Raw genomic sequence first — 24,048 nt, 5'->3', positions numbered from 1 at the left:
GGAAAGTCTTGGTCAGCGCGCCGTGTGGGCCGCCGTCTGGCCGAACAGGATCTTCTTGTCCTCCTCGCTCATCGTGGCGTCCTCGGGGCGGTAGCGCGGACCGATTTCATAGGCGCGCTGGACGGCCGGGCGGGCGCGCATCGTGTCGAACCAGCGTCGAAGGTGCGGGAAATCGTCGAGATTTTGGCCCTGCTTCGTCCAGGGGACGATCCAGGGGTAGCTGGCCATGTCGGCGATGGAATAGTCGCCGGCGATATAGGCCCCGGTCGTCGCCAGCTGCCGGTCGAGCACGCCGTAGAGACGGTTCGTCTCCTTCACATAACGCTCGATGGCATAGGGAATTTTCTCCGGCGCGTACTGGGAAAAATGGTGGTTCTGGCCGGCCATCGGGCCGAGGCCGCCCATCTGCCAATAGACCCATTGCAGCACCTCGAACTTCCGCCGCCGCTCGGCCGGCAAGAATTCGCCGGTTTTTTCCGCCAGATATTCGAGGATGGCGCCGGATTCGAACAGGGGCAGCGGCCCCTGGTGGTCGAGCGGGTCGTGGTCGATGATGGCGGGCATGCGGTTGTTCGGCGCGATCTTTAAGAAGTCGGGCTTGAACTGGTCGCCCGCGCCGATGTTCACTGGCTTGATTTCGTAGTCCAGTCCGGCTTCCTCGAGGAAAATCGTGATCTTGTGGCCATTGGGCGTCGGCCAGTAGAAAAGTTCGATCATTGGGCTTCCTTCGCCGGGTTTTTTGACAACAATTTGCACCAATCTGGTTTCGGCGGAACCGGACTTAAAGTTAGGCGCCGAACGCTGTGGGGGGAAGACCATGACGAAAATCTTTCGGGCGCTCGGCGCCATGTCGGGCACGTCCATGGATGGAATCGACCTCGCTTTGGTCGAAACCGACGGGCGCGCCGCGCTGACTTTTGGCGCGACCGCGAGTTTCGCCTTTTCGCAGGAGGATCGCGCCATTTTGCGCGCGGCCATCGCGGCCGCGAAGAGCTTGAGCCGGCGCGACGAGCGGCCCGGTCCGCTGGCGGAAGCCGAGGCGCTGATCACGCGCCGCCATCTGGAAGCCGTGGAAAGCTTCCTGGCGGCGGAAAAAATTTCGCCCGCCGCGATCGACCTGATCGGTTTTCATGGCCAGACCGTGCTGCACCGGCCGGAACAAGCCCTGACGGTGCAACTTGGCGACGGCGCCGGGCTGGCGCGCCAGGTGGGGATCGACGTGGTCTATGACCTGCGCGCCGCCGATCTGGAGCGGGGCGGGCAGGGGGCGCCGCTCGTGCCGGTTTTTCACGCGGCGCTCGCCGAAAATTCAGGCGTCGGCGCGCCCATGCTGTTCGTGAACATCGGCGGCGTCGCCAACATGACTTTTTGCGCGCCGGGCGAATCGCCGCTCGCGTGCGACGTCGGGCCGGGCAATGCGCTGCTCGACGACCTGATGCTGGCGCGGACCGGCAAGGCCATGGACGAGGACGGCGCGGCGGCGCGCGCGGGCCGGGTCGACGAAGGGGCGCTGACGGCCTTGCTGGCCAACCCGTTCTTTATGAAAAAACCGCCGAAATCGCTGGACCGCAACGCATTTGATCCCTCGCCCGTGGCGCGGCTGTCGCTGGAGGACGCGGCGGCGACGCTGGTCGCCTTCACCACGGAGGGGATTCTGTCCGCCCTCTCCTTCGTCCCGCGACAGCCGGAGATGATCGTGCTGTGCGGCGGCGGCGCGCACAATCCGGCGCTCGTGGACGATCTCGGCGAGCGCGCCTCCTGTCCGGTGCGGCGGGCGGAGGATTTTGGCTGGGATTCGCAGGCGATCGAGGCGCAGGCTTTCGCCTATCTGGCGGTGCGCTCGGCCAAGGGCCTGCCGCTCACCTTCCCGGGCACGACGGGCGTGCGCGAGCCGGCGACGGGCGGCAAGCTGGCATGGGCGGGGTAGGGCGCGGCATCCGGGCGCGGCGCGCGACGACTCAGTTTTGCTCCAGCGGTTTGATCTTCGCCAGACACTCCTTTTCCTTGCCCTCGGCGTTGAGCAGGCGGGCGTCGTCGAGCGCGTCGGCGTCGCTCTGGCGCATCGCTTTCTCCACGCTTTCCTGCGTCGGCTGACGGTGCATGGTGGCGAAGGTGGTTTCGGGCAGGGGCGCGCCGCCCGGCTCCGGCGACCGCTTGATGCGTTTTTCCAGCTGAGCGATTTTCTGCGCGCAGGTGTCCGCCTGGGCGACGCCGACGCAGAAGATCAAGGCCAAGCCGGCGGCGGAAAAGAGTTTGATCATGACGACCTCCAAAGCGCCATAATGGCGCCGCGGCCGGCTGAATCAAGGGCTCGCGCTACTTCGCCAGCGCCTCATTGATCACGCCCGCAAGCCGCGCCGCCGCCACCGCCGCCTGAACCCGAGCGATCTCCCGCGCTTCCGCCTGATAGGCCTGATCCAGCTCGAACGGCCCCTCGCCGTCGCCGATCGCCTTGGTATAGACCACAGCCTGCGCCAAAGCCGCGCTTTCCTCGAACCAGACGCGCGGCTCCAGTTCCCCGGCGCGATCCGGGTCCGGCCCCGGCAATTGCCCCGCCAGCTCAAGCGCGTCGGCGGGTTCGCTGGATTGGCCCAAAAGACTGTCCCAGAACGCGTGCAGTTTCAGGCCGCAGATGAAGGACAGGCAGATCAGCTCCAGGTTGCCGCCGCTATCCCCCTTCGGCAGGCGCTTCGAAAACCGGGAGGTCGCGTGAAGCGGCTGGTGGACGTCGGCGACCAGATGCTCCAGCCAGACGAGATCGTAGGATTTGACCTCGTCGGACGCATCCGAGCCCAGGGTTTTCGAAAAGACGCGAATCTGCGTCAGCGCATTCGGCTCGGGCGCGGCGGTTGTCGGCGAATCGTCCCGCGAGAACGACAGGTCCATGTAATGCCAGTAGGGGTGCGAGCGCCGGTCGCCATAGCCGATGTTGTCGGTCGCATGCGCGCCATCGTCCGAAAGCGAGTTCTTCCAAAAGTCCGGGCGGCGCTTGATGTCGTCGGCCCAGGTGGAGGCGCGGATGAAGGCGATCTTTGCGCGTTCGCCCTCGGCCACGCCCGCCGTCCAGGAGGGATAGTCGGGGTGGAGGGCGAGGAGGCGCGCGACCTTGTCCCGCGCTTCCGGGTCGAGCTGAAAAAACGCCGCCGCCGCGATCGCCTGGTGGCCCGCGTCAAACCAGGCGTGCGCCGGTTGGGCGAGGAAAAGCAGGAAGGCGGCGGCAAGCCGCCTCCCGACCGCAGGCAAACACGCGGACCGCCCTCGCGCTTCGAGACGCCGCCTGCGGCGGCTCCTCAGCATGAGGGCTACTCCATGAGTCTGGGACTCATCGCGCTCCGCCGAACTCCCGGCGCGCGATCACAATGTCGTCCTCGCTGGGCAGGCCCGCCTCGTTGCCGAGGTGCTGGACCTTGTGAGCGGAGGCGGCGCGCGCGTAGTCGAAGTGGACGGCCCAGGGCGAGGAGGGCGAGCGCAGGTAGGACGCCAGATACGCCCCGTGGAACACGTCGCCCGCGCCCGAGGTGTCGATGACCTTGGAATCGGGGACGTGGAGCGCGGCGAGGTGCTGGATGTGGCGGTCCTCCTCGCTCCAGATCATGCCGCGTTCGCCCTCGGTCACGGCGGCGACCTTGACGCCGCGTTCGTGCAGATAGGAGAGCGTTTCCTTGGCCGAGAGCTTGATTTCCTTGCAGAAGGCCTCGGCGACCACGGCGACGTCGGTGCTGTGCAGGACCTCCTCGGTGTTGGCGCGCACGCCGCCGCCGTCGAGCGACACCAGCACGCCGGCCTCGCGCGCCGCCTTGGCGTAATAGAGCGCGGCGTCGTGCTGGTGGCCGTCGAGATGCACGGCGCTGTAGCAGGACACGTCGAGCTTCATGAAGGGACGCAGATAATGATTGTCGCGGGCGCGCAGGATGGCGCGCTTGCCGGCCTTGGGCAGCACGAAGGACAGCGAGCAGCGCGCCACCTTTCGCGGATAGACCGAGACATTGTAGCGCTGCGCCATCATCATGAACATCTGGCCGAGCCAGTCGTCGGAAATGGTGGTGAGCAGGTCGCTGGGGATGCCGAGCTTGGCGCAGGCGAAGGCGGCGGTGACGGCGTTGCCGCCGAATGAGACGGCGAAGTCCTTCGCCACCTCCTTGTCGTCGCCCGAAGGCATGATATCGGTCAACATGGTCATGTCGATGTAGGAGTGGCCGACGAAGAGCGCGTTCAAGGTTAGACTCCGGGGGCGAGACCAAGCCGCGGGTCGCGGCGACTTGTCGCGGACGATAGACGAAAGCGAAGCGATTTGGAGCCCCTAAAGCCAAGATGTTCGTTTTTTGCTTGATCGCCGTCGAAAAGGGCATAATCGGCGGCCAAACGTTTTCCGCAGGAACAGTCGAAATGACCGAAATCGATCCCTCGATCGTTCAATTGGTGTCTCGGGACGGCGACCGCGCAACGGAAACGCCGGTTTCGGCGCTGTTTCTGCGCCGCTGGTCGGCAAGGGCCATGACCGGCGAGTCGATTCCGGAAAAGGCGCTGCTCTGCCTGCTGGAAGCCGCGCGCTTCGCGCCCTCGGCCTATAACGCCCAACCCTGGCGCTTCGTCTACGCCCGAAACGGGGAAGCCGCCTTCGACGCGCTGCTCGGCGCGCTCACCGACAGCAACCGGGTGTGGGCGCGCAAGGCCTCCGCGCTGATTCTCGTCGCCAGCAAGGCGGAGTTCACGCCGGCCGGCCAAAAACCGGTCACGCTGGGGTCGGCTTCGTTCGACACGGGCGCGGCCTGGGCGAGTCTCGCCCTCCAGGCGGCGATGCTGGGCTGGACCACCCACGCCATGGCCGGTTTCGACGCCGGCAAGGCGCGCGCCGCCGTGAAGGCGCCGGAAAACCTCAAACTGGAGGTGGTCATCGCCGTGGGCCGGCGGGGCGATGCGGCTGAACTTCCACCGGAAAAGCAGGCGCTTGAGAAACCCAACGCGCGCCGTCCCCTGGCGCTCACGGCGTTTTCGGGCGCGTTTCCCGACGAGGTCTGATGGTCTACGCCGTCAAGGAAATGTTTCTGACCCTGCAAGGCGAAGGCGGGCAGGCCGGGCGCGCGTCCGTGTTCTGCCGCTTTGCCGGCTGCAACCTGTGGACCGGGCGCGAGGCGGATCGGGAGGAGGCGGTCTGCCGCTTCTGCGACACGGATTTTGTCGGAATCGATGGCGAGAATGGCGGGCGGTTCAACGCGGAAGGTCTGGCGGCGCGAATCGCCGGTTTTTGGCGCGGAGCCGGGAAACGCTTCGTCGTGTTCACCGGCGGCGAGCCGTTGCTGCAACTGGACGAGGTTTTGATCGCGGCGGTGAAGGCGCGCGGTTTCGAGATCGCCGTCGAAAGCAACGGGACGATAGACCCGCCGCCGGGGATCGACTGGCTGTGCGTCAGCCCCAAGGCCGGCGCGCCGCTGCGGGTTTCGAAGGGGCAGGAGCTGAAACTGGTGTTTCCGCAGGAGGGCGCGGAACCGGCCCTATATGAAAGCCTCGCCTTCGAACATTTCTTTCTTCAGCCGATGGACGGGCCGGACCGGCTGCAAAACATCCGCCGCGCCGTCGCCTATTGTCTCGCCCATCCGCGCTGGCGCCTCAGCTTGCAGACCCACAAGCTGATCGGCATTCCGTGATTGTGGCGTGTCCGCAACGCGCGGCGAAAAAATGCGCGGACGCCGGCCTTGAAAAGCCCGGCGCAAGGCCGAAATGGTCTATTTGCCGTTAACATTTTTGTGATCCGATGCTTCCGCTCTGTGGCGTTTTCGGTTATCTGCGTAAGTCGCTCACGAAAGGCCTTGGCCGTGACCCAGAGGAAATGGACCCGCTTCTTGACGCTCGCGTCGGCTTCGGTCGCGACGCTGTTCCTTGGAGCCTGGCTCTCTTACGAAGCCGCCATTCATATGGAGGCGCCCGCGGGTGAGCGCGCCGCGCAAGTCGCGCCGCCGGCGCCCGAGCGGATCGATCTGGGCCGCGCCCATGTGGCCGCCGCGGCGACCGGCGCGACGCTCCCCGAGCCGCAAGCCCCCGCCGATGACATGATGCGCGCCAGCCTGTCGGAAGACACCCGCTCGCTGTTCGCCGAGCCCGATCAGGCCGCTCTCGCGCTCGACCTGCGCGCCGCCGCTCCCGTTCCCGACGTTCCCCCGCTGCAGCCGCCGGCCAATGCGCAGGCCTCGGCGGAAAACAGGCCACTTGGAATTGAAGACAGGCCGCTTGGAATTCAGGACCTCCGCCCGATTTCGGACGCTTCGCTGCAAAACGAAAGGCCGGTTCCGGTCGATGGCGTGCCGGTTCCGCCGCGCCGCCCCGTCGGACTCGCCGCGCTGGCGAAACAGCCCGCGCCCATGCAGATCGCCTCGCTCGAGCCCATCGCGCTGCCGACTTCGCCCCCGATCGCCACGCCGCAGCCGCAGGCCGCAGTGATTCCGGAAGCGCCGCAGACGGTCGCGCCGAAGGCCGCTGCGAAGACGGCCGTGGCGCCCAAGCCGGCGCCGGTTTCAACGCCAGCCGTCGCCTCCGCGCCGTCTGACTCCTCGTTCCCCAATATCGCCAATGCGCTCGCCGCCGTGACCGCGTCCGTCAGCGGTGAAAATTCGACGCTGTCGCCCGCGCCCGACGCCGTTCCTGTCCCCGAACCGGTCGGCGGCTTCAAGAAGGGCGCGCAGGTCTATGTCCGCATCTTCAAGCGCGAGGGCGCGCTGGAGCTGTGGATGAAAAAGGGCGACCGATTCGCGCTCTACAAGACCTATCCGGTCTGCAAGTCGTCTGGCCGCCTCGGCCCGAAACAGGTGAAGGGCGACTATCAGTCTCCCGAAGGTTTCTATGCGGTGTCGGCCAAGCAGCTCAATCCGCATTCCGCCTATCACCTCTCCTTCGATGTCGGCTATCCCAACGCCTATGACCGCCGCCACGGCTATACCGGCGCCAACATCATGGTGCACGGCGACTGCAAGTCGGTCGGCTGCTTCGCCATGACCAATGCGGGAATCGACGAGATCTATGGATTCGTCGCCTTGGCGCTGGCCAACGGACAGACCGAAGTGCCGGTGCATATCTTCCCGTTCCGCATGACGGAGGCTGCGATCGCGCGCGAAAGCGGCTCCGGTTCCGGCTCGTCGATCATGGCCTTCCTCGACAGCGGCGGTCCCAAGCAGGACTGGTCGGCCTTCTGGCGCAATCTGAAGGAAGGCTACGACCTGTTCGAGAGTTCGCGCGTGCCGCCGACCGCCTATGCTTGCGGCGACCGCTACGAATTCTCGGCTTCGGCCGCGTCCTGCGCGCGAATCGCCGGACGCTGAGCTTTTTCAAGACGATCCTTCTCCTTTGCCGCCGAGCCCCGGCAATGTTACATGAGCGTGACGACTGGAGCTTTTCGGGCGAACCTGCGTTCGCCTGAAAGGACTGGGCGTCAATGTCCTTCGCTGACGCGGCCCCGCCTTGCTCAGCGCAAAAAAAACGCTCTCATGGAGACCGCATGATCGACCCCAAGGACTACCGCGACGCCATGAGCGCGATCGCCTCGCCGGTGCATCTGCTCGCCACCGACGGCAAGGCCGGCATGGCGGGCCTGACGGTCACCGCGCTCGCCTCCATCACCGATTCGCCCGCCACCCTGCTGGTCTGCGTCAACCGGGGCACGCCCTCGGGGCCGCGCTTCATCGAGAACGGCCATTTCTCGGTCAACAGCCTCGCGGCGGCGGATCGCGACCTCTCCGACATTTTCGCCGGACGCACCGACGAGCATTTCGAGCGGAAATTCACCCACGGCCTGTGGAAGCCGGGATTGCACGGCCAGCCGGCGCTGATGAGCGCGCTCGCCTGTTTTGAGTGCAAGCTGACCGAGGTCAAGGATATCGGCACCCACCACATCTTTTTCGGCGAAGTCTTGGCGGTAGCCCGCCCGGCCCTTGGGCCGAGCCTGATCTACCATCGCCGCGCCTATGGGCAGGCGGGACAGTAAAGCTTGCGGTCCCGCAAGGTCGGGACAGGCTGGGCGGTGTAAACAGCGATTTCAAGCTTTTGGCGTGAAACTTGCCAGTCGTCTTGCGATGCAGCAAAGCCGGAGCCGCCCAGATGAACGCTCAGGTCATTCCTTTTCCGCGCGCGAACGCCTGGACGGCGGAGCGACTTCTCGCCTTCGACGCGCCGCCGACCGCCGAAGCCCTTGTGGAGCGCGCGCGGCTCGCCGCCAGCCTGAGCGAGGCGGCGCAGGCGGAACAGGCGGCGCGGTCCGCCTGGGCCAAGCCGAGGGCCGGCCTGAAGGCGGCGCGCGAGGCGGCGGATTTCTTTTGGGAGCGCTGCGTGGAGCGGGTGGCGGTCGAGACCGTGTTCGACGCGTTGCGGCGCAGCGGGGCGGACGAAGCGCTGCAAACCCGTGTGCGCGATCATTTTTCCGCCTTCTGCCATTCGTTATGACTCAGCGAAGCGGGGCGGTCTTCGCCGCCGGCAGACCCCGTTAACCTTTCCAATCATTCACCAGATTTCTTCAAAGTCGAGCAAGAACCAAGCGCTTAACTACATGCGACCTTGGAGTTCGCGTTCGATGGCGCCTGCCGAAATGCCCAAACATACGCTCTATGGCTTCGCGCCGGCGAGCGACCGGCGCGGCCTGATCGCCTCTCTCGCCGCCAGCGCCGAAATCATGACGCCGGAAAAGGTGCGGCAGTTGCGCCGCGCCCTCTACGAGGATGAGGTGTTGACCCGGCCCGAGGCCGAAGCCTTGTTCGCGCTGGAGCGCGCGCAGAAAGGCCGGGCGGGGCGCGTCTGGACCCGGTTTTTCGTCGAAATTCTCACGGATCATCTGGTGTGGCGCGCGCAGCCGGCCAAGATCCTCGATCACGACGCCGCGCGCTGGCTGATCGCCGAGGCCGACCGCGAGCTCTCGCCCGCGGTCTATGCCTTGCTCGCCCATGCGCTCGCGGAAGCCGAGAGCGTTCCGTCGTGGTTCGTCGAGGCTGTGCGTGAAAAGGGCGAGGCGGACCCGGTGCGGGCCGCGCTCGCCTGCGCGTGAGTTATCGGCGTGGCCGAAAGCCGCGCGTCATTCCACCTGTCCGATCAGGCCGGGCGATTCGCCAGGCGTAAGCAGGAACCTCCAGATCAGGGCGCCGAGCGCGGCGCCGACCAGAGGCGCCAGCCAGAACAGCCAGAGCTGGCTCAGCGCGCCGGTCTGGGCGAACAGGGCCGCGGCGGTCGAGCGCGCCGGATTGACCGAGGTGTTGGTCACGGGGATCGACACCAGATGGATCAGCGTCAGCGCCAGGCCGATGGCCAGCGGCGCGAACCCGGCGGGCGCGGCTTTCGACGTCGATCCCAGGATGACGATCAAAAAGCCCGCCGTGAGCACCACTTCCGCGACCAGACACGAGACCAGCCCGTAATGGCCGGGCGACAGCTCGCCATAGCCGTTGGAGGCGAAGCCGCCGGCGGCGAAACCCGGGGCGCCCGAGGCGATGACATAGAGGACGCTGGCCGCGGCGACGCCGCCGATCACCTGCACGACCCAGTAGGGGATCAACTCCAGCCAGCGAAAGCGGCCGGCGAGCGCAAGGCCAAGCGACACCGCGGGATTGAAATGACCGCCTGAAATGCCGCCAACGGCATAGGCCATGGTCAGCACGGTAAGGCCGAAAGCCAGGGCGACGCCGGCGAAGCCGATGCCGAGCTGAGGAAAGCCGGCGGCGAGGATGGCGCTGCCGCATCCTCCGAAGACAAGCCAGAACGTGCCGAAAAATTCGGCGGCGAGTTTGCGTAACATATGTCCTCCAAGATATGAGGCGTGAAACGAATGCGGGCGACCAAGCTTACGGAACGCCATGCCCATCGTTGCAGGTCTTCGCCGGGCCGTCCATGGCCCCCGGCCCGGGCCTAACCCTATTTGCTATGCGCCCAAAGCTGGGCAAGGCGCTGGACGCGCGGCCCCGGTTCTCCTAAAAGGCCCAATCCTTACGCAACCCGTCGTCCGCACCGGGGCACAAATGTTCAAGAAAATCCTGATCGCCAACCGTGGCGAAATCGCCTGCCGCGTTATCAAGACCGCCCGCAAGATGGGCATCAAAACGGTCGCCGTTTTTTCCGACGCGGACAAGGACGCCCTCCATGTGGAAATGGCCGACGAGGCCGTGCACATCGGCGCGCCGCCGGCCGCCGAATCCTATCTGATCATCGATAAAATCATCGACGCCTGCAAGAAGACCGGCGCCGAGGCCGTCCATCCGGGCTACGGCTTTCTCTCCGAACGCGCCGCCTTCGCCGAAGCGCTGAAGGCCAATGGCATCACCTTCATCGGTCCGAACGTCACCGCCATCGAGGCGATGGGCGACAAGATCGAGTCGAAAAAGTTCGCCAACGCCGCGAAAGTGAACACCGTTCCGGGCTTCCTCGGCGTGATCGAGACCCCGGAAGAGGCGGTGAAGATCGCCGACGGCATCGGCTACCCCGTCATTCTCAAGGCCTCGGCCGGCGGTGGCGGCAAAGGTATGCGTATTGCGCATAGCAGGGAAGAGGTCGCCGAAGGTTTTGCCCGCGCGAAATCGGAAGCCAAGAGCTCGTTCGGCGACGACCGCGTGTTCGTCGAAAAATTCATTGTCAACCCGCGCCACATCGAAATCCAGGTGCTGGGCGACAAGCACGGCAATGTCATCTATCTCGGCGAGCGCGAATGCTCGATCCAGCGCCGCAACCAGAAGGTGATCGAGGAGGCCCCGTCGCCGCTGCTCGACGAGGCCACCCGCAAAAAGATGGGCGAGCAGGCCGTGGCGCTGGCGAAGGCGGTGAACTACGATTCCGCCGGTACCGTGGAATTCGTCGCCGGGCAGGACAAGTCGTTCTATTTCCTTGAAATGAACACCCGCCTGCAAGTCGAGCATCCGGTCACCGAACTCATCACCGGCATCGACCTCGTGGAACAGATGATCCGCGTCGCCGCCGGCGAGCCGCTCGCGATCAAGCAGGAGGACGTCAAGCTCAACGGCTGGGCGATCGAATCGCGCATCTATGCCGAAGACCCGACGCGCAATTTCCTGCCGTCCACCGGCCGTCTGGTGAAATATCGCCCGCCGGCGGAGGGACGCTGGGACTCGATCACGGTGCGCAACGACACCGGCGTCTATGAGGGCGGCGAAATCTCGATCTATTACGATCCGATGATCGCCAAGCTGGTCACCCATGCCGGCGACCGCCTCGTCGCCATCGACGCCCAGGCCCGCGCGCTCGACGCCTTCGTTATCGACGGCATCCGCCACAACATCCCGTTCCTGTCGTCGCTGATGCAGCATCCGCGCTGGCGTTCGGGCAATATTTCCACCGGCTTCATCGCCGAGGAATATCCCGAAGGCTTTTCGCCGCTGGTGGCGGAAGGCGCGGTGGCGCTGCGCATGGCGGCGGTCGCGGCTTACGTGGACAATGTCTACAACCAGCGCAAGCGCCGCATCTCCAACCAGATGAAGCAGCAGAAGCCGGTCAAGTTCCACGACGTGCGCACGGTGGCGCTGGGCCGGGTCCAGTACCAGATCGAACTCGACGAGAGCGAGGGCGCGCTGCTGGTGCGCTTTGTCGAGGGCGGCCAGGCGCATCGCCTCGAATCCTCCTGGATCCCCGGCGAGCCCGTGTGGAACGGCCTGATCGACGGCGAGGGCCATTCGGTCCAGATCCGCGACATCCTCAACGGCTTCCTCATCTCCCATGCCGGCGTGACCGTCGAGGCCCGCACTTTTACGCGGCGCGAGGCTGAGATCTACAATCTCATGCCGGAGAAAAAGCTCGCGGACACCTCCAAAACCCTGTTGTGCCCGATGCCGGGCCTGGTCAAGGCGATCTATGTCGAGGTCGGCCAGGAGCTGAAAGTCGGCGACAACCTCTGCATGGTCGAGGCCATGAAGATGGAAAACGTTTTGCGCGCGGAACGCGATGTCACCGTCAAGGCGCTGAAGTGCAAGGAAGGCGATTCCCTCGCCGTCGACGCGGTGATCATGGAATTCATCTGAGCGCATCGTCCTCTAAGGGATTGGCGGTTTGGGGCGTCCGGAAACGGGCGCCCCTTTTGCGTGGCGCGAGGAATTTCAATTGATGGCGTCATTGCGAGCGAAGCGAAGCCATCCAGGCCTTTCGACCTGAAGAACGCTAGGTGATGACGCTGGCGTGATACGATTTCCGAACGATCAGTTCGGAAATCGTATTCCGCTCGCGCGGCAATCCGCCCTTCGCCTGGAGGATTTCCGCGCGATTTCGTTTTCGCGGATCGCGAAGCGATCTTGCGGAAACCGTATGACTGGCGCTCGTCACGCGGGAGGGTCTGGATGGCTTCGCTTCGCTCGCAATGACGACGCAATGACAGACGAAAGCGCCAGAACGTCGTTCTCGTCCTATTCCCGGGCGTAGACGACCGCGTAGGCGTCGCCATACACCTTCTTCCACTCGGGCCGCGCGGCCAAAACCTTGTTGAGCGGCGCGGCGGGGGGCAGCAGCGTCCATTCAAAACGATATTGCGTCAGTCCCGCGTCAAACGCCTTTTCGTCGCCCCCCAGCATCTGCTCGTAGCGGAACCAGAAGGGGTCGCCATACATGTCGGTGCGCCCGTCGATGAACGGTTTGACGCCCGAGGAGATCAACAGCCCGCCAAAGCCCAGTTCGTTGAGGACCGGTTTTGCGCGCAGCTCCGGCGGGACCGCCGCCAGGGCCGAGAGCGGCGCCGTGGGGCCGTCGACGCGCTGGATCGGCAGGCTCAGCCGCGCCCCGACCATCAGCGCGACCAGCGCCAGCGCGCCAGCCCAAATCTTTCGATCACGCGCCGGCGTCGCGTCCTCGCGGGAGACGAAAACCTTGGCCAGCGGAGCCGCGAGCAGCAGCGGCGCGACGATGGCGAACACCATCTGCTGCCGGCCCTGGTGCAGCGCCATGTGAACCAGCCCGAGCAAGATGAGCACGCGCATCGGTTTGACGCGAACGGGCTTGAGCAGGGGCAGGCCGATCAGCGCCAGCAGCGCGATCTCCATCGGGCCGAGATGGGAAAAGTCGGTCGGGCGCCATTCGATGATGCTGGCGAGCATCTTCATGTTCATGACGTAGACGGGATAGACGAAGGCGTGAAACCCCTGCGGATTGACCAGCGCCAGGAGAGCGGCGAGCGCGCCGAACACGGTCCAGTCGCGGAAAATCTTCAGTCGCTTGTCAGCTGGCGCCTCGATCAAGGCCTCGAGAGCGAACGGCCCCACCAGCGCCAGCCCCAGCAAAAAGCTGGCGTGCATGTTGACCCAGAGCAGCATGACCGCTGCCAGCCAGAGCGGCGGCGCCTTGTTCGCATCGCGCGCGGCCAGGAGACGATCGACCCAGAACGCCAGCAGCAACAGGCCGAACAGATGCGGGCGGACCAGCAGGCTGGGCGTGATCAGGCTCAGCGACAGCAGCATCACCGCCAGCAGCGGCAGGCCGGTGAGCCCGTCGCGCAGCGCCCGGCGGGCGACGAGCGTCAGCGCCCCGGCTATGGCGAGGCCCGAGAGCGCCGCAAGGCCGCTCCAGCCGAACAGTTTATACGCGCCGGCGAACAGGATTTCCGTCAGCCATTCGTGGGCGTGCCAGACCGCGTCTGGCGCCGAAAACGAGAACACGTCCGTCGTCGGGACGGCGCCATGCGACACAATCCATTGGCCCGCCGCGAGATGCCAAAAACTGTCGGCGTCGTTGAACACGGCCGGCGAGGCCAAGGCCAGCGCCAGCGCCATCAGCGGCGCGATCAGCGCGTAGACGGCGCCGGGAAGGTTTTCGGATTTGGAGGCGGGGAGGGGGGTGGAGAGGGTCATGCCCCAGAGCATGCCGCAAAGGCATTAAGATTTGCCGATTTGGGGGCGCGCAAGTCGGCCGGGGCCTGTCATACGGTTTCCGCAAGATCGCTTCGCGATCCGCGAAAACGAAATCGCGCGGAAATCCTTCAGGCGAAGGGCGGATTTCCGCGCGAGCGGAATACGATTTCCGAACTGATCCTTCGGAAATCGTATCAGCCCCTCGCGGCCGTCGTCAAAACGGCGTCCGCCGCCGCGCCGCTCGGGGTTTTGCCGCCCGGCAGCAGCATCTTTTCCGAAATTTTTGCCAGCGCCTCCAGCTGCCGACGCCGTTCCGGGCCGTCGTCGAGCAAGGCGGCGACGGCTTGCGCCAGCGTCTCGCCGTTGGCCTCGTCCTGCAAGAATTCCGGAAAGGCGTTTTCGCCCAGGATCAGGTTGGGCAGCACGATGGTCGGAACCTGGATCAGCCGCCGCCCGATGACCTCTTCCAGCTTCGGCACCTTGTAGGCGACGACCGTGGGCGTCCCGGAGAGCGCCAGTTCGAGCGTCACCGTGCCCGACGCCGCCAGCGCCGCGCGCGCCGTGCGGAAGGCGGCGTATTTCTCCGCCTCGCCGGAAAGGATGCGCGGCTTGACCGGCCATTGGTCCACTTCGGCGCGCACCAGCGCCTCGATGGGGCCGGCGACCGGCAAAACGAACTCCAGCCCGGGACGCAGCGCGTGCAGCCGCGCCAGCGCGTCTGAAAACACCGGCCCCATGCGCGCCAGCACCGAGCGGCGAGACCCCGGCAGCACCAACACCGGCCCGTGTTCCCGCCCGGCCTCGTCGCCGTGCAACTCAGCCAGACGCTCGATCAGGGGATGGCCGACATACAGGCAGTCGGGACCGCCCAGCCGCTTGTGCGCGTCGGGCTCGAACGGCAGCAGGGCCAGCACGAGGTCGATGCATGTCCGCATTGTTTTCGCCCGGCCGGGGCGCCACGCCCAGACGGTGGGGCTGACGTAATCCACGACCTTGAGGTCCGGCAGCGCCTTGCGCGCCCTTCGCGCCACGCGATGGGTAAAATCCGGACTGTCGATCAGCACGAGCACGTCGGGCTGCGCCGCGATCACGGCGCGCGCGGTTTCGTTGATGCGGCGCAGCAAGGTGGGCAGGCGCGCCAGCACCGGCAGAATGCCCATCACCGAAATGTCGGACAGCGGAAACAGGCTTTCAAAACCTTGGCGCGCCATGGCCTCGCCGCCGACCCCCAAAAATTCGGCCTGGGGGTCGCGGGCGCGCAGGGCGCTCAAGAGCTTGGCGCCGAGCGCATCGCCGGAGGGCTCGCCGGTGATGACAAAAAATTTCATGGGGCCTCGCCGACAAATCCGTGGAGGAACAGCCCGGCCCGCTCCGCTTGCGCCGCCAGCGCGGCGCGGTCGAGCATCAACACGCCGCCAGCCGCCACCGCGATGCCGCGCAATCCCGCCTTCTCGGCGCCGCGAAGCGTGTCCGGGCCGATGGCCGGCAGGTCGACGCGCAAGTCCTGGCCGCGCTTGGGGGCCTTCACCAGCAGGCCGGCGCGACCCTTGGGACGCCAGCGGCCTTTTTCGCGCAACTCGGCGACGCGCGCCAGCATGGAATCGGTGCCCTCCACCGCCTCCACGGCGATGACGCGGCGATTGGCGACGACGGCCGCCTGCCCGCAATCGTAAGCGGAAAGATCGGTCAGGAAATGGCGGGCGAAAGCGAGGTCGGCGGCGAGGGTTTCCGGCAGCTTGCCCGCCATGTCGCCCTGGCCCGCAAGCAGTTCGGGGGCCAGCGCATCCACGCCGATCACCTGCAAGCCCTGGTTTTCAAACAGTTTGATGACCCCCTTGAGCGCGTGGTCGTCGCCGCCGTGCAAAAACTTGACGATTTCGGGGATGCGCTTGATCCCGCCCCAATCGAGGCGCAGTTCGGTGAACTCGGGCCGCTTGAGCCCGCCGATAAAGCAGACCGTTTTGATCCCTCGCGCGCCGATTTCCTCGAAGGCGCGGCCGAGTTGGCCTATGCCCAGCCAGGCATGAGGAAAGGCTTCGATTTCGGCGCCGGCGATGCCCCGCAATCCCAGCAAAAAAACCGCCTCGCCGCGCGCTTGGGCGGCGTTGGCGGCAACCACGGGAAACGCGCCGCCCCCACAGATCAGCGCGACCTTGGCGGGCATCCCAAGAACTCCCGCGCTCACTGCGCGTCATGCCCGGGCTTGTCCCGGGCATCCACGCCTATCCGCAGGAGAAGATTTTCTGGCGGTTCGCATTGCGGCGCCGCGTGGATGGCCGGGACAAGCCCGGCCATGACGACACGAATGGACGTCGCCTCCGGTTTGCTCGCGCATGTGTGGAACGGTGAATTTCCTCGGACAGTTGCGCGCAAGGGGAGAAGCGAGGCCCTGATCGAAGCGCCCCCCCCGCGCCTCATTCCTTGTCCGCCTGCGTTTGCGGAACGCAAATCTGCTTATCGCCGCCCTCGCGAATGAACGCCAAAATTTCTTCGACCTCGCGGTTGCCGGCGAATTCTTCCGCCACGTCCTCCACCCGCTCCTTCAGCGTGCCTTCCGGCGCGAACAGGGCGCGATAGGCGCGGCGCAACTCATGGATTTGCTCGCGCGAAAAATTGCGGCGTTTCAAGCCGATCAGGTTCAGGCCGGTGAGAGCGCCGCGATTGCCGAACGCGTGGCCATAGGGGATGAGATCGGCGGGAATGCCGGTCATCCCCGAGACAAAGGCGTGGGAGCCGATCCGGGCGAACTGGACGATGGCCGAACCGCCGCCGCAGATGACGAAATCGCCGATGGTGACGTGGCCGGCGATCATGGCGTTGTTGGAAAAAATGCAGTCGTCGCCGACGATGCAATCGTGGCCGATGTGGGAGTTCGCCAGGAAGGCGCAGCGGTCGCCCACCACCGTCTCCATGCGCCCGCCGGCCGTGCCGGGGTTCATGGTCACCCCTTCGCGGATCAGGCAGTCCGCGCCGATGCGAAGCGTCGACTCCTCGCCACGGTACTTCAGGTCCTGCGGCTCGTGGCCGATGGAGGCGAAGGGGAAAATGCGGGTCCGGGCGCCGACTTTCGTGCGTCCGGCCAGCACGACATGCGACTTCAGCCTTGCGCCGTCGCCCAGTTCGACCTGGGGTCCGATGTGGCAGAACGGGCCGATTTCAACATCGGCGCCGAGCTTGGCCCCGTCCTCGACGACGGCGGTCGGATGTATCGCCATTTTAAGCCTTGGTCGGTTCGGTGATGATCATGGCCGAAATCTCGGCTTCGGCGACCAAGGCGCCGTCCACCTTGGCCTCGCCCTTGTACCACCAGATGTTGCGCCGCTGGTTGATCTTGGTCATGTGCAGTTCGACACGGTCGCCAGGCGTGACCGGCTTGCGGAACTTGGCCTTGTCGATGGTCATGAAATAGACCAGCGGCGGCTTTTCGCCGCCGAGCTTGCCATGCACGCACAGCGCGCCCGCCGTCTGCGCCATGGCCTCGATCAGCAACACGCCGGGAAACACCGGTTTCTCCGGGAAATGCCCCGTGAACTGCGGCTCGTTGGCCGTGACGTTCTTGATGCCGATGCCGAACTCGTCGCCGCGCGCCTCGATGATGCGATCGACCAGCAGGAACGGATAACGGTGGGGCAGCAATTGCATCAGACGTTGAATATCGATGATTTCGAGCGTAGCGGTCGTCATTTCCGGTTCCGTTGCCATTCAGAAAGGCTTGCTTTAGCGACAGTTTGATGACGTGGCCAGAGCTAATGGCCCTTCTTCATCATCCTGTCGACCCAGGCGACGGATTTCAGCCAGTCGCGGGCGTTGCGGGCGGGCGAGCCGCCCATTTTGGCGCCGGCGGGCACATCGGCCATCACGCCGGCCTGCGCGCCGATCTGCGCGCCCATGCCGATCTTCAAATGGCCGGTGATCCCCGCCTGGCCCGCGATGACGACGAAGTCGGCCACTTCCGTCGAGCCGGAGATGCCGACCTGGCTGACGATGACGCAATGGCGGCCGATCGCGACATTGTGGGCGATCTGCACCAGATTGTCGATTTTCGTGCCCTCGCCGATCAGCGTGTCGCGGTTGGCGCCGCGATCGATCGTGGTGTTGGCGCCGATCTCCACCTTGTCCTGGATGATGACGCGGCCGATCTGCGGCACTTTCAAATGACCGCGCGGCCCCATGGCGAAACCGAACCCATCCTGGCCGATCCGCACGCCGGGATGGATGATGACCTCGTCGCCGACCAGCGCGTTGAGCACGGTGGCGTTGGCGCCGATCACGCAATTGCGGCCGATGCGCACGTCCGGGCCGATCACCGCATTGGGATGGATCACCGTGCCCGCGCCGATTTCCGCGCGAGGGCCGATGACCGCGCCGGGATCGACGGTGACGCCGGCTTCGAGCCGCGCGGTCTGGTGCACGCGTCCGCCCGGCTCAATCCCGGCGCCGTCGAACAGGGAATTCGGCCGCGCCGCCTCGGGATAGATTTTGGCGCTGACGACGGCGCAGGCGCGATAGGGCTCGGCCACCACCAGCGGCACGCAGCCCTCGGGGGTCCTGTGCGCATGTTTCTCGCCGATCAGGACGGCGGTGGCGCGGGTTTTTTCCAACTGCGCCGCATATTTGGGATTGTCGAGGAACACGAGGTCGCCCGGGCGCGCCTTGTCGAGCGGCGCGACGTCAAGGACTCTTGCGGTGAGGTCGGCCCCCTCCGGCGCCTTCGCGCCGGTCCAGGCGACGATGTCGGCGAGCGACGGCTCCACCGCGCGGCGGAAGAATTTCAGCGCATCCATTTTACCGTTCCTGAACAAAAAAGGCGCGGACCAGCCGCGCCTTTTCGGGAATTCGACCGCGGATCAGAAGCTGGTTCCGCCCGAGAAGCTGAACTGCTGCAGCACGTCCCACTGGTTCTTCGACGTGGCGAAGGCGTAGTTGAAGCGGATCGGCCCCATGGGCGAGGCCCAGATCAGGCCGACGCCGACCGAGGAGCGCAACGCCGTGGTGTCGCCGCCAACGGTGATGCAGGACGCCTGCGTCGTGGGCTGGTTCGGATAGCCATTGACTGTCCGGATCGCGGACGGCACGCAGGCGGATCCTGTATAGCCCAGGTAGCTGTTGAAATTGGTCGCGCCCTTGTAGCCGAACAGCGTGCCGGCGTCCGCGAACACCGCCAGCTTCAGGCCGATGTCCTTGGGAATGCCCCAGATCGGCGACTGAACTTCCAGCGAGCCGCCGTAATAGCTCGTGCCGCCGAGCGCATTGCCCGACGTGGAGACATAGCCGGCGTTGGTGATGTCGCGCGGGCCGATGCCGCCCGGCGCGAAGCCGCGCACCAGCGAACTGCCGAGATTGAAGTTGTCGACGATGCGCAACTGTTGATTGCCCCAGGCGGTGATGTTGCCGCCCTGGAGGCGCGCCATGCCGACGACGTTGTCGAAATAGAGCTCGTGGTAGTAGCGCAGGTCGCCGGTGGTGCGGATAAACTGGGAATCGCCGCCGAGACCGGCGAAATCCTGTTTGAGGTTGGCGGTGATGCCCTGATGCGGATCGCGCAGGTTGTCGAGGTCCGTATAGGCGAGCGTATAGCCGACCATGGAGGTGACCCAGTTGCCTTGGGCCTGCTTCAGCGCCAGCGAGGCTTCGCCATTGCTCAAGCACGTGTACTCGTTCGGATAGACGCCGGCGATGCCCTCTCTCGGGCCGCTCGTCGGATAAATCGACGAGCCGCAGTCGTTGTAAGGCTGGCTCGACGTGTTCGGAATCGTCATCCGCGAGAAATAGCCGGTGTAGCGCGGCGCGAAAGTGATCTCGTCCGTCACCGGAACGCCCAGGCGCAAGGTGCCGCCCGTGACCCAGTTGTTGTAATACTGCCAGGTGGTGGCCTGCGACACCTTGGAATAGACGTCGAAGCCCGCGGCGAGGCGCTGGTCGAGGAAGAAGGGCTCGGTATAGTTGAGTTCGATGCCCTTGGCGTACTGGCCGATGGACACGGCCGTGCGCACATATTCGCCGCGACCCATGAAGTTCGATTGCGACACCGAGACTTCCGCCAGGAAACCCTCGGTGGTCGAATAGCCGCCCGACACCGAGAACGAGCCGGTGCTCTGCTCCTCGACATCGACGTCGATGATGACGCGGTCGGACGACGAACCCTGCGCGTTGGCGACCCTCACCTTCTTGAAGAAGCCGAGCGCGTTCAGGCGTTTCTCCGCCTTGTCGATCAGCACCTTGTTGTAGGCGTCGCCCTCGCCGATGTCGAATTCGCGGCGAATGACGTAATCGCGGGTGGCGGTGTTGCCGTGGATGTTGATGCGCTCGATGTAGACGCGCGGGCCGTCTTCGGCGACGAAGGCCAGGTCGATCGTATGGGTCGCCTGGTTCTTGTCGCCGCGCGGGCGGATGCTGGTGAAGGCGTAGCCGTGCCGCCCCACGTCGCGGGTCATGGCCTCGACCGTCTTGTCGACGAGGTCGCCGTTATAAATGTCGCCGGCGTGGATGCGCAGGTCGCCTTCGAGCGAGGCGGCGTCGACGCCGCGCAGATGCGATTCCACCACGGACGAGCTGACCGTGTAGGGCAGGCCTTCTTCCACCGAAATGGTGATGACATAGCCGCCTTGCGACGGGTCGTAGGTCGCATCGACGCCGGTGACGTGGAAATCGGCGTAGCCGTTCTTCAGGTAGTAGCGGCGGATGATTTCCGCGTCCTTGGCGATGCGGTCGGGATCATAGACGTCCGACGACTTGAACCAGGAGAGATAGTTCATCTCCGTGGTTTCCATCATGCCGACCAGTTTTGACGTCGAATACGCCTGGTTGCCGATGAAGCGGATTTCCTTGACGCCGGTCTTGTCGCCTTCCTGGATGTCATAGACCACGTCGACCGTGCCGTTGGGCACGGGAACGGTGTGGAAGCTGACCTGGGCGCCGCTGCGGCCGGCGCGGCGATAGACGTCGCTGATGCGCTGCACGTCGGCCTGCGCGGCGGATTCGCTGAAGGCGCCGCCCGATTGCAGGCGAATTTCCTTGGTGAGATCCTCGGCCTTGACCTTGCTGTTGCCGACGAACACCACGTGGTTGATCTGCTGGCTGTTCTCGACGACGTGGACGACAAGCCTGCCGCCGGAGCGGCTGAGCTTCACGTCAGAGAAATAGCCGGTTTCGTACAGCTTTTTCACGGCTTCGTTGGGGTCGTTGCTGACGAAATAGGAGCTGATGGTCTCCGAATCGACGCGGTGGTTGCCCTGAACGACGACCGATTCAGCCAGCGCGGCCGAAGAGGACGCGAGTCCAGCGACCAGAATGGCCGTGGCGGCGGACCGACCGAGGAGAGCTTGGCGAAACTTCATGAAAACCCGGCCCTTGAAAGTCACCGTCGCCGCGGGGTCGCCCCCTTGGCTTCGGCCGCCGGCCAACCGGCGAAAATTTCTGTTCGATGGAACAGGATAGACCCATCGAAACCATGCGACTCTGCTTCTACAAGGTTTAAGGTTTCCTGCAAATCTGAAACGGGTCGCGTCCTGTTTTTTTACCCCCGGCGTGGCCGAAGGGCCACGTTTTTCGGGCATTTCAACGGCAAAGCCACAAAAATGCCCCAAGGTGAAACACCACGGAGCGTTAAATATGGTAAACGGGAAGTAAAGATTTGGCGGCGCCGCTGGAGCCTCGCGTCAAGCCGTCAACCCACCTTGGTCATGCCCGGACTTGTTCCGGGCATCCTCGCGGAGCCCGGCTTCGTGTGGCGCCTTGAGAACCGATCCTCCAGTCCGGCGTGGATGGCCGGGACAAGCCCGGCCAGGACGCGGAGGGCGCGACGCGGCGCTCACCCCAGATTGAGCCACTGCTTGGTCAGCCGCGCAATGTCGTTGTAGGTGGCGACGATCATCAGGCCGGCGACAAAGGCCATGCCGAACCTGAACCCCAGCTCCTGCGCGCGCTCCGGCAGGGCGCGGCCGCGCAGCGCCTCGGCGACGAAATAGAGCAGATGGCCGCCATCGAGCAGAGGAACCGGCAGGAGGTTGAGCAGGCCGACCGAGATCGACAGGATCGCCGCAAGATTGAGCAGCGCCCAAAGACCGGACTTGGCCACCTCGCCGGAGACTTCGGCGATGCGCAGCGGGCCGGAAAGTTGCTGCGGGGACTCGCGGCCGACCACGAGGCCGCCGAGATAGGCGCCGGTGCGCGAGATCACGTACCAGGTTTCCTTGCCCGCCTCCCGCATGGCGCCGGGCACGGTGAAATATTTCTTGGTCCAGGACTCCGGGGCTCCCGAGGAGGAAATGCCGAGGAGGCCGATGCGCTCCGGACCGAAGGCGGTTTTGATCTCGCGGCGCTCCGGCGTGGCGGTCAGCTCCAGCTCGCGCCCGTCGCGCAAAATGGTGAATTTGAGCGTCACGTCGCCGCTGGCGGTGACGATGCGCTGCATCTCGCCGAAGGACTCGATCTTCTTGCCGTCGATGGAGGTGACCACGTCGCCCGTCTTGAACCCGGAGATCGCGGCGCGGCCGCCCTCGACCAGCTTGTCCACGCGCGGGGTCAGCACGTCGCGCCCCTGGACGAAGAACATCACGGTGAAAATCGCCAGCGCCAGGATGAAATTGGCGATGGGGCCGGCGGCGACGGTCGCCGCGCGCTTCCAGACGTTCTGCGCGGCGAAGGTGACAGCGCGCTCCGCCTCCGGCATGGCGTCGATCGCCTCGTTGTCGGTGGCGCTGGCCCCGTTGGCGTCGCCGTGGAATTTGACGTAGCCGCCGAGCGGCAGGAGGGCGAGCCGCCAGCGCGTGCCGTAGCGGTCGTTGAAGCCGGCGATCTCCGGGCCGAAGCCGAGGGAGAACACGTCGACCTTGATCCCGCACGCGCGCCCGACCAGGAAATGGCCGAGTTCGTGGAAGAACACCACGAGACTGAGCACGAAAATGAAGGGCACGAGATAGGTCCCCACGAGCGTCCAGACGGAATCAATCAGCGGCATGCAGTTTACTCCCCCGCGCCGCCCTTACATAGGGAGTGCGGCGCATGGTTACCAACTGCTTAACAGTGCCTGATCCGGCGTTAACCGCCAACCCCCTTCACCCGCGTCAGGGATTTTTCTCGCACAATATGGTCAACGGCGAGCGCCTCCTCGACATCGGCCGGCGCGCCGGTGGCGTTGCGGCGGGCGAAATCGTCGCACACCGCTTCAACTTCCCGGGCTATATCGTTGAATCCAATCTTCTTGTTCAGGAAGGCGGCGACCATGATCTCATTCGCCGCATTCAGAATGGTCGGCATGGCCCCGCCGGCGCGCAGCGCGGCCATGGCGACGCGCAGCGCCGGGAAACGGTCGAGATCGGGCTTTTCAAATGTGAGTGTTCCGATGGCGCCAAGGTCGAGCCGGCGCACGCTGGTCGCCACGCGCTCCGGCCAGGCGAGGCAATGGGCGATCGGGGCCTTCATGTCGGGATTGGCCATGCCGGCGGTCACCGCGCCATCGGCGAAGGACACCATGCCGTGGACAATGCTCTGCGGATGCACGAGCACGTCGAGTTTTTCCGCCGGGATGGCGAAAATGTGCAGCGCCTCGATCAGTTCGAGGCCCTTGTTCATCAGGCTGGCGGAATCGATGGTGACTTTCGGCCCCATGGCCCAGTTGGGATGGGCGAGCGCCTGTTCGGGCGCAGCAGCGGCGATGGCTTCAGCGCTCCAGGTGCGGAACGGGCCGCCCGAGGCCGTGAGCCACATGGTCTCGACATTTTCGATGGGCTCGCCGCCGAGCGCCTGGAAAATGGCGTTGTGCTCCGAATCCATCGGCAGCACCCTCACGCCTTTGCGCCGCGCGGCGCGCATAAAAGCGTCGCCGGCGCAGACGAGGCATTCCTTGTTGGCCAGCGCCACGTCGAGCCCGGCCTCGACCGCGGCATAGGTCGGCTTGACGCCGGCCGCGCCGGCGATGGCGCCGACGACGAGATCGGCCGGGCGCACGGCCGCCTGGACCATGGCCTCCGGTCCCGCGCCGCATTCAATGCCCGAGCCGGACAATTCCGCCTTGAGTTCGGAATAGGAGGCGGGATCGGCGACGGCGGCAAAGCGCGCGCCCAAAGACTTGGCGACGCGCGCAAGGTTTTTCGCGTCGCGGCCGCTCGCCACCGTCCCGACCTCGAACCTTCCCGGCGCCCCGAGGATCACCGCCTCGGCGGAGCGGCCGATGGAGCCGGTGGCCCCGAGAATGTTGAGTTTTTTTGGTTCGGCGGCGGGAGCGAGCGCGAGAGACATTTTA

Annotated in this window: 22 protein-coding genes; 8 read left to right on the top strand and 14 right to left on the bottom strand. The window is 65.4% G+C overall.

The window, feature by feature from the left end; translation table 11 throughout:
- Window positions 1–12: 12 nt before the first annotated feature.
- The gene (locus tag GJ654_RS08075; protein ID WP_155445642.1) at window positions 13–717 is read right to left on the bottom strand and encodes a glutathione S-transferase N-terminal domain-containing protein; all 705 of its coding nucleotides are present in this window, start codon (window positions 715–717) and stop codon (window positions 13–15) included.
- Window positions 718–817: 100 nt separating this feature from the next.
- On the opposite strand from GJ654_RS08075, the gene GJ654_RS08070 reads away from it, so the two are divergent.
- The gene (locus tag GJ654_RS08070; protein WP_155445641.1) at window positions 818–1,927 is read left to right on the top strand and encodes an anhydro-N-acetylmuramic acid kinase; all 1,110 of its coding nucleotides are present in this window, start codon (window positions 818–820) and stop codon (window positions 1,925–1,927) included.
- A 31-nt stretch (window positions 1,928–1,958) separates the two neighbouring features.
- On the opposite strand, the gene GJ654_RS08065 is transcribed toward GJ654_RS08070, so the two are convergent.
- From GJ654_RS08065 to GJ654_RS08055, 3 genes are all read right to left on the bottom strand, one after another.
- The gene (locus tag GJ654_RS08065; protein ID WP_155445640.1) at window positions 1,959–2,261 is read right to left on the bottom strand and encodes a hypothetical protein; all 303 of its coding nucleotides are present in this window, start codon (window positions 2,259–2,261) and stop codon (window positions 1,959–1,961) included.
- A gap of 55 nt (window positions 2,262–2,316) precedes the next feature.
- On the bottom strand, window positions 2,317–3,243 hold the full coding sequence (locus tag GJ654_RS08060) for a S1/P1 nuclease (RefSeq protein ID WP_246664658.1): 927 nt from the start codon (window positions 3,241–3,243) through the stop codon (window positions 2,317–2,319).
- Between the two features lie 79 nt (window positions 3,244–3,322).
- The gene (locus tag GJ654_RS08055) at window positions 3,323–4,216 is read right to left on the bottom strand and encodes a PfkB family carbohydrate kinase (RefSeq protein WP_155445638.1); all 894 of its coding nucleotides are present in this window, start codon (window positions 4,214–4,216) and stop codon (window positions 3,323–3,325) included.
- 170 nt (window positions 4,217–4,386) lie between these two features.
- Between GJ654_RS08055 and GJ654_RS08050 the strand changes: the two genes are divergently transcribed.
- The 6 genes from GJ654_RS08050 to GJ654_RS08025 all read left to right on the top strand — a co-directional run bounded on the left by GJ654_RS08050 (window position 4,387) and on the right by GJ654_RS08025 (window position 9,022).
- Window positions 4,387–5,019: a nitroreductase family protein gene (locus GJ654_RS08050; RefSeq protein ID WP_155445637.1), complete on the top strand. Its 633-nt coding sequence runs from the start codon at window positions 4,387–4,389 to the stop codon at window positions 5,017–5,019.
- Window positions 5,019–5,645: a 7-carboxy-7-deazaguanine synthase gene (queE, locus tag GJ654_RS08045; protein ID WP_155445636.1), complete on the top strand. Its 627-nt coding sequence runs from the start codon at window positions 5,019–5,021 to the stop codon at window positions 5,643–5,645. The genes GJ654_RS08050 and queE overlap by 1 nt, the downstream gene beginning before the upstream one ends.
- 168 nt (window positions 5,646–5,813) lie before the next feature.
- Window positions 5,814–7,310, top strand: coding sequence for a L,D-transpeptidase family protein (locus GJ654_RS08040; RefSeq protein ID WP_264586144.1), 1,497 nt, complete (start codon window positions 5,814–5,816; stop codon window positions 7,308–7,310).
- Window positions 7,311–7,486: 176 nt separating this feature from the next.
- On the top strand, window positions 7,487–7,972 hold the full coding sequence (locus tag GJ654_RS08035) for a flavin reductase family protein (protein WP_196305472.1): 486 nt from the start codon (window positions 7,487–7,489) through the stop codon (window positions 7,970–7,972).
- A gap of 113 nt (window positions 7,973–8,085) precedes the next feature.
- Entirely contained in the window at window positions 8,086–8,427 is a 342-nt protein-coding gene (locus GJ654_RS08030) for a hypothetical protein (protein WP_155445634.1), read from the top strand.
- Window positions 8,428–8,554: 127 nt separating this feature from the next.
- A complete protein-coding gene (locus GJ654_RS08025) occupies window positions 8,555–9,022 on the top strand; it encodes a hypothetical protein (RefSeq protein WP_155445633.1) in 468 nt (155 codons plus the stop codon).
- Between the two features lie 27 nt (window positions 9,023–9,049).
- Here the strand turns inward: GJ654_RS08025 and aqpZ are convergent, their stop codons facing one another.
- On the bottom strand, window positions 9,050–9,766 hold the full coding sequence (aqpZ, locus tag GJ654_RS08020) for an aquaporin Z (protein ID WP_155445632.1): 717 nt from the start codon (window positions 9,764–9,766) through the stop codon (window positions 9,050–9,052).
- Between the two features lie 220 nt (window positions 9,767–9,986).
- Here aqpZ and GJ654_RS08015 point away from each other — a divergent pair, with 220 nt between their 5' ends.
- Window positions 9,987–11,993, top strand: coding sequence for an acetyl-CoA carboxylase biotin carboxylase subunit (locus GJ654_RS08015; RefSeq protein ID WP_155445631.1), 2,007 nt, complete (start codon window positions 9,987–9,989; stop codon window positions 11,991–11,993).
- A 378-nt stretch (window positions 11,994–12,371) separates the two neighbouring features.
- Here GJ654_RS08015 and GJ654_RS08010 read toward each other — a convergent pair whose 3' ends face one another.
- The 9 genes from GJ654_RS08010 to dxr form a co-directional block, all read right to left on the bottom strand.
- The gene (locus GJ654_RS08010) at window positions 12,372–13,805 is read right to left on the bottom strand and encodes a DUF3488 domain-containing protein (protein WP_155445630.1); all 1,434 of its coding nucleotides are present in this window, start codon (window positions 13,803–13,805) and stop codon (window positions 12,372–12,374) included.
- A gap of 194 nt (window positions 13,806–13,999) precedes the next feature.
- On the bottom strand, window positions 14,000–15,133 hold the full coding sequence (gene lpxB / locus GJ654_RS08005; protein WP_155445629.1) for a lipid-A-disaccharide synthase: 1,134 nt from the start codon (window positions 15,131–15,133) through the stop codon (window positions 14,000–14,002).
- A complete protein-coding gene (locus GJ654_RS08000; RefSeq protein ID WP_155445628.1) occupies window positions 15,130–15,969 on the bottom strand; it encodes an LpxI family protein in 840 nt (279 codons plus the stop codon). Before GJ654_RS08000 ends, lpxB begins: the two co-directional genes overlap by 4 nt.
- Before the next feature lie 250 nt (window positions 15,970–16,219).
- Window positions 16,220–17,020, bottom strand: coding sequence for an acyl-ACP--UDP-N-acetylglucosamine O-acyltransferase (lpxA, locus tag GJ654_RS07995; RefSeq protein WP_155445627.1), 801 nt, complete (start codon window positions 17,018–17,020; stop codon window positions 16,220–16,222).
- A gap of 1 nt (window position 17,021) precedes the next feature.
- Complete coding sequence (gene fabZ, locus GJ654_RS07990) at window positions 17,022–17,489, bottom strand: 3-hydroxyacyl-ACP dehydratase FabZ (protein ID WP_155445626.1); 468 nt, start codon at window positions 17,487–17,489, stop codon at window positions 17,022–17,024.
- Between the two features lie 62 nt (window positions 17,490–17,551).
- Entirely contained in the window at window positions 17,552–18,589 is a 1,038-nt protein-coding gene (lpxD, locus tag GJ654_RS07985) for a UDP-3-O-(3-hydroxymyristoyl)glucosamine N-acyltransferase (protein ID WP_155445625.1), read from the bottom strand.
- Window positions 18,590–18,652: 63 nt separating this feature from the next.
- Entirely contained in the window at window positions 18,653–21,142 is a 2,490-nt protein-coding gene (gene bamA, locus GJ654_RS07980) for an outer membrane protein assembly factor BamA (RefSeq protein ID WP_155445624.1), read from the bottom strand.
- A gap of 473 nt (window positions 21,143–21,615) precedes the next feature.
- On the bottom strand, window positions 21,616–22,764 hold the full coding sequence (locus tag GJ654_RS07975) for a M50 family metallopeptidase (RefSeq protein WP_155445623.1): 1,149 nt from the start codon (window positions 22,762–22,764) through the stop codon (window positions 21,616–21,618).
- An 80-nt stretch (window positions 22,765–22,844) separates the two neighbouring features.
- Entirely contained in the window at window positions 22,845–24,044 is a 1,200-nt protein-coding gene (dxr, locus tag GJ654_RS07970; protein WP_155445622.1) for a 1-deoxy-D-xylulose-5-phosphate reductoisomerase, read from the bottom strand.
- Window positions 24,045–24,048 lie beyond the last annotated feature (4 nt).

This window comes from Rhodoblastus acidophilus (assembly GCF_009720655.1).
Lineage (GTDB): Bacteria > Pseudomonadota > Alphaproteobacteria > Rhizobiales > Beijerinckiaceae > Rhodoblastus > Rhodoblastus acidophilus_A.
Note: the sequence above shows the minus strand (reverse complement) of the source record. Positions and strands in the feature narration are given on the sequence as shown.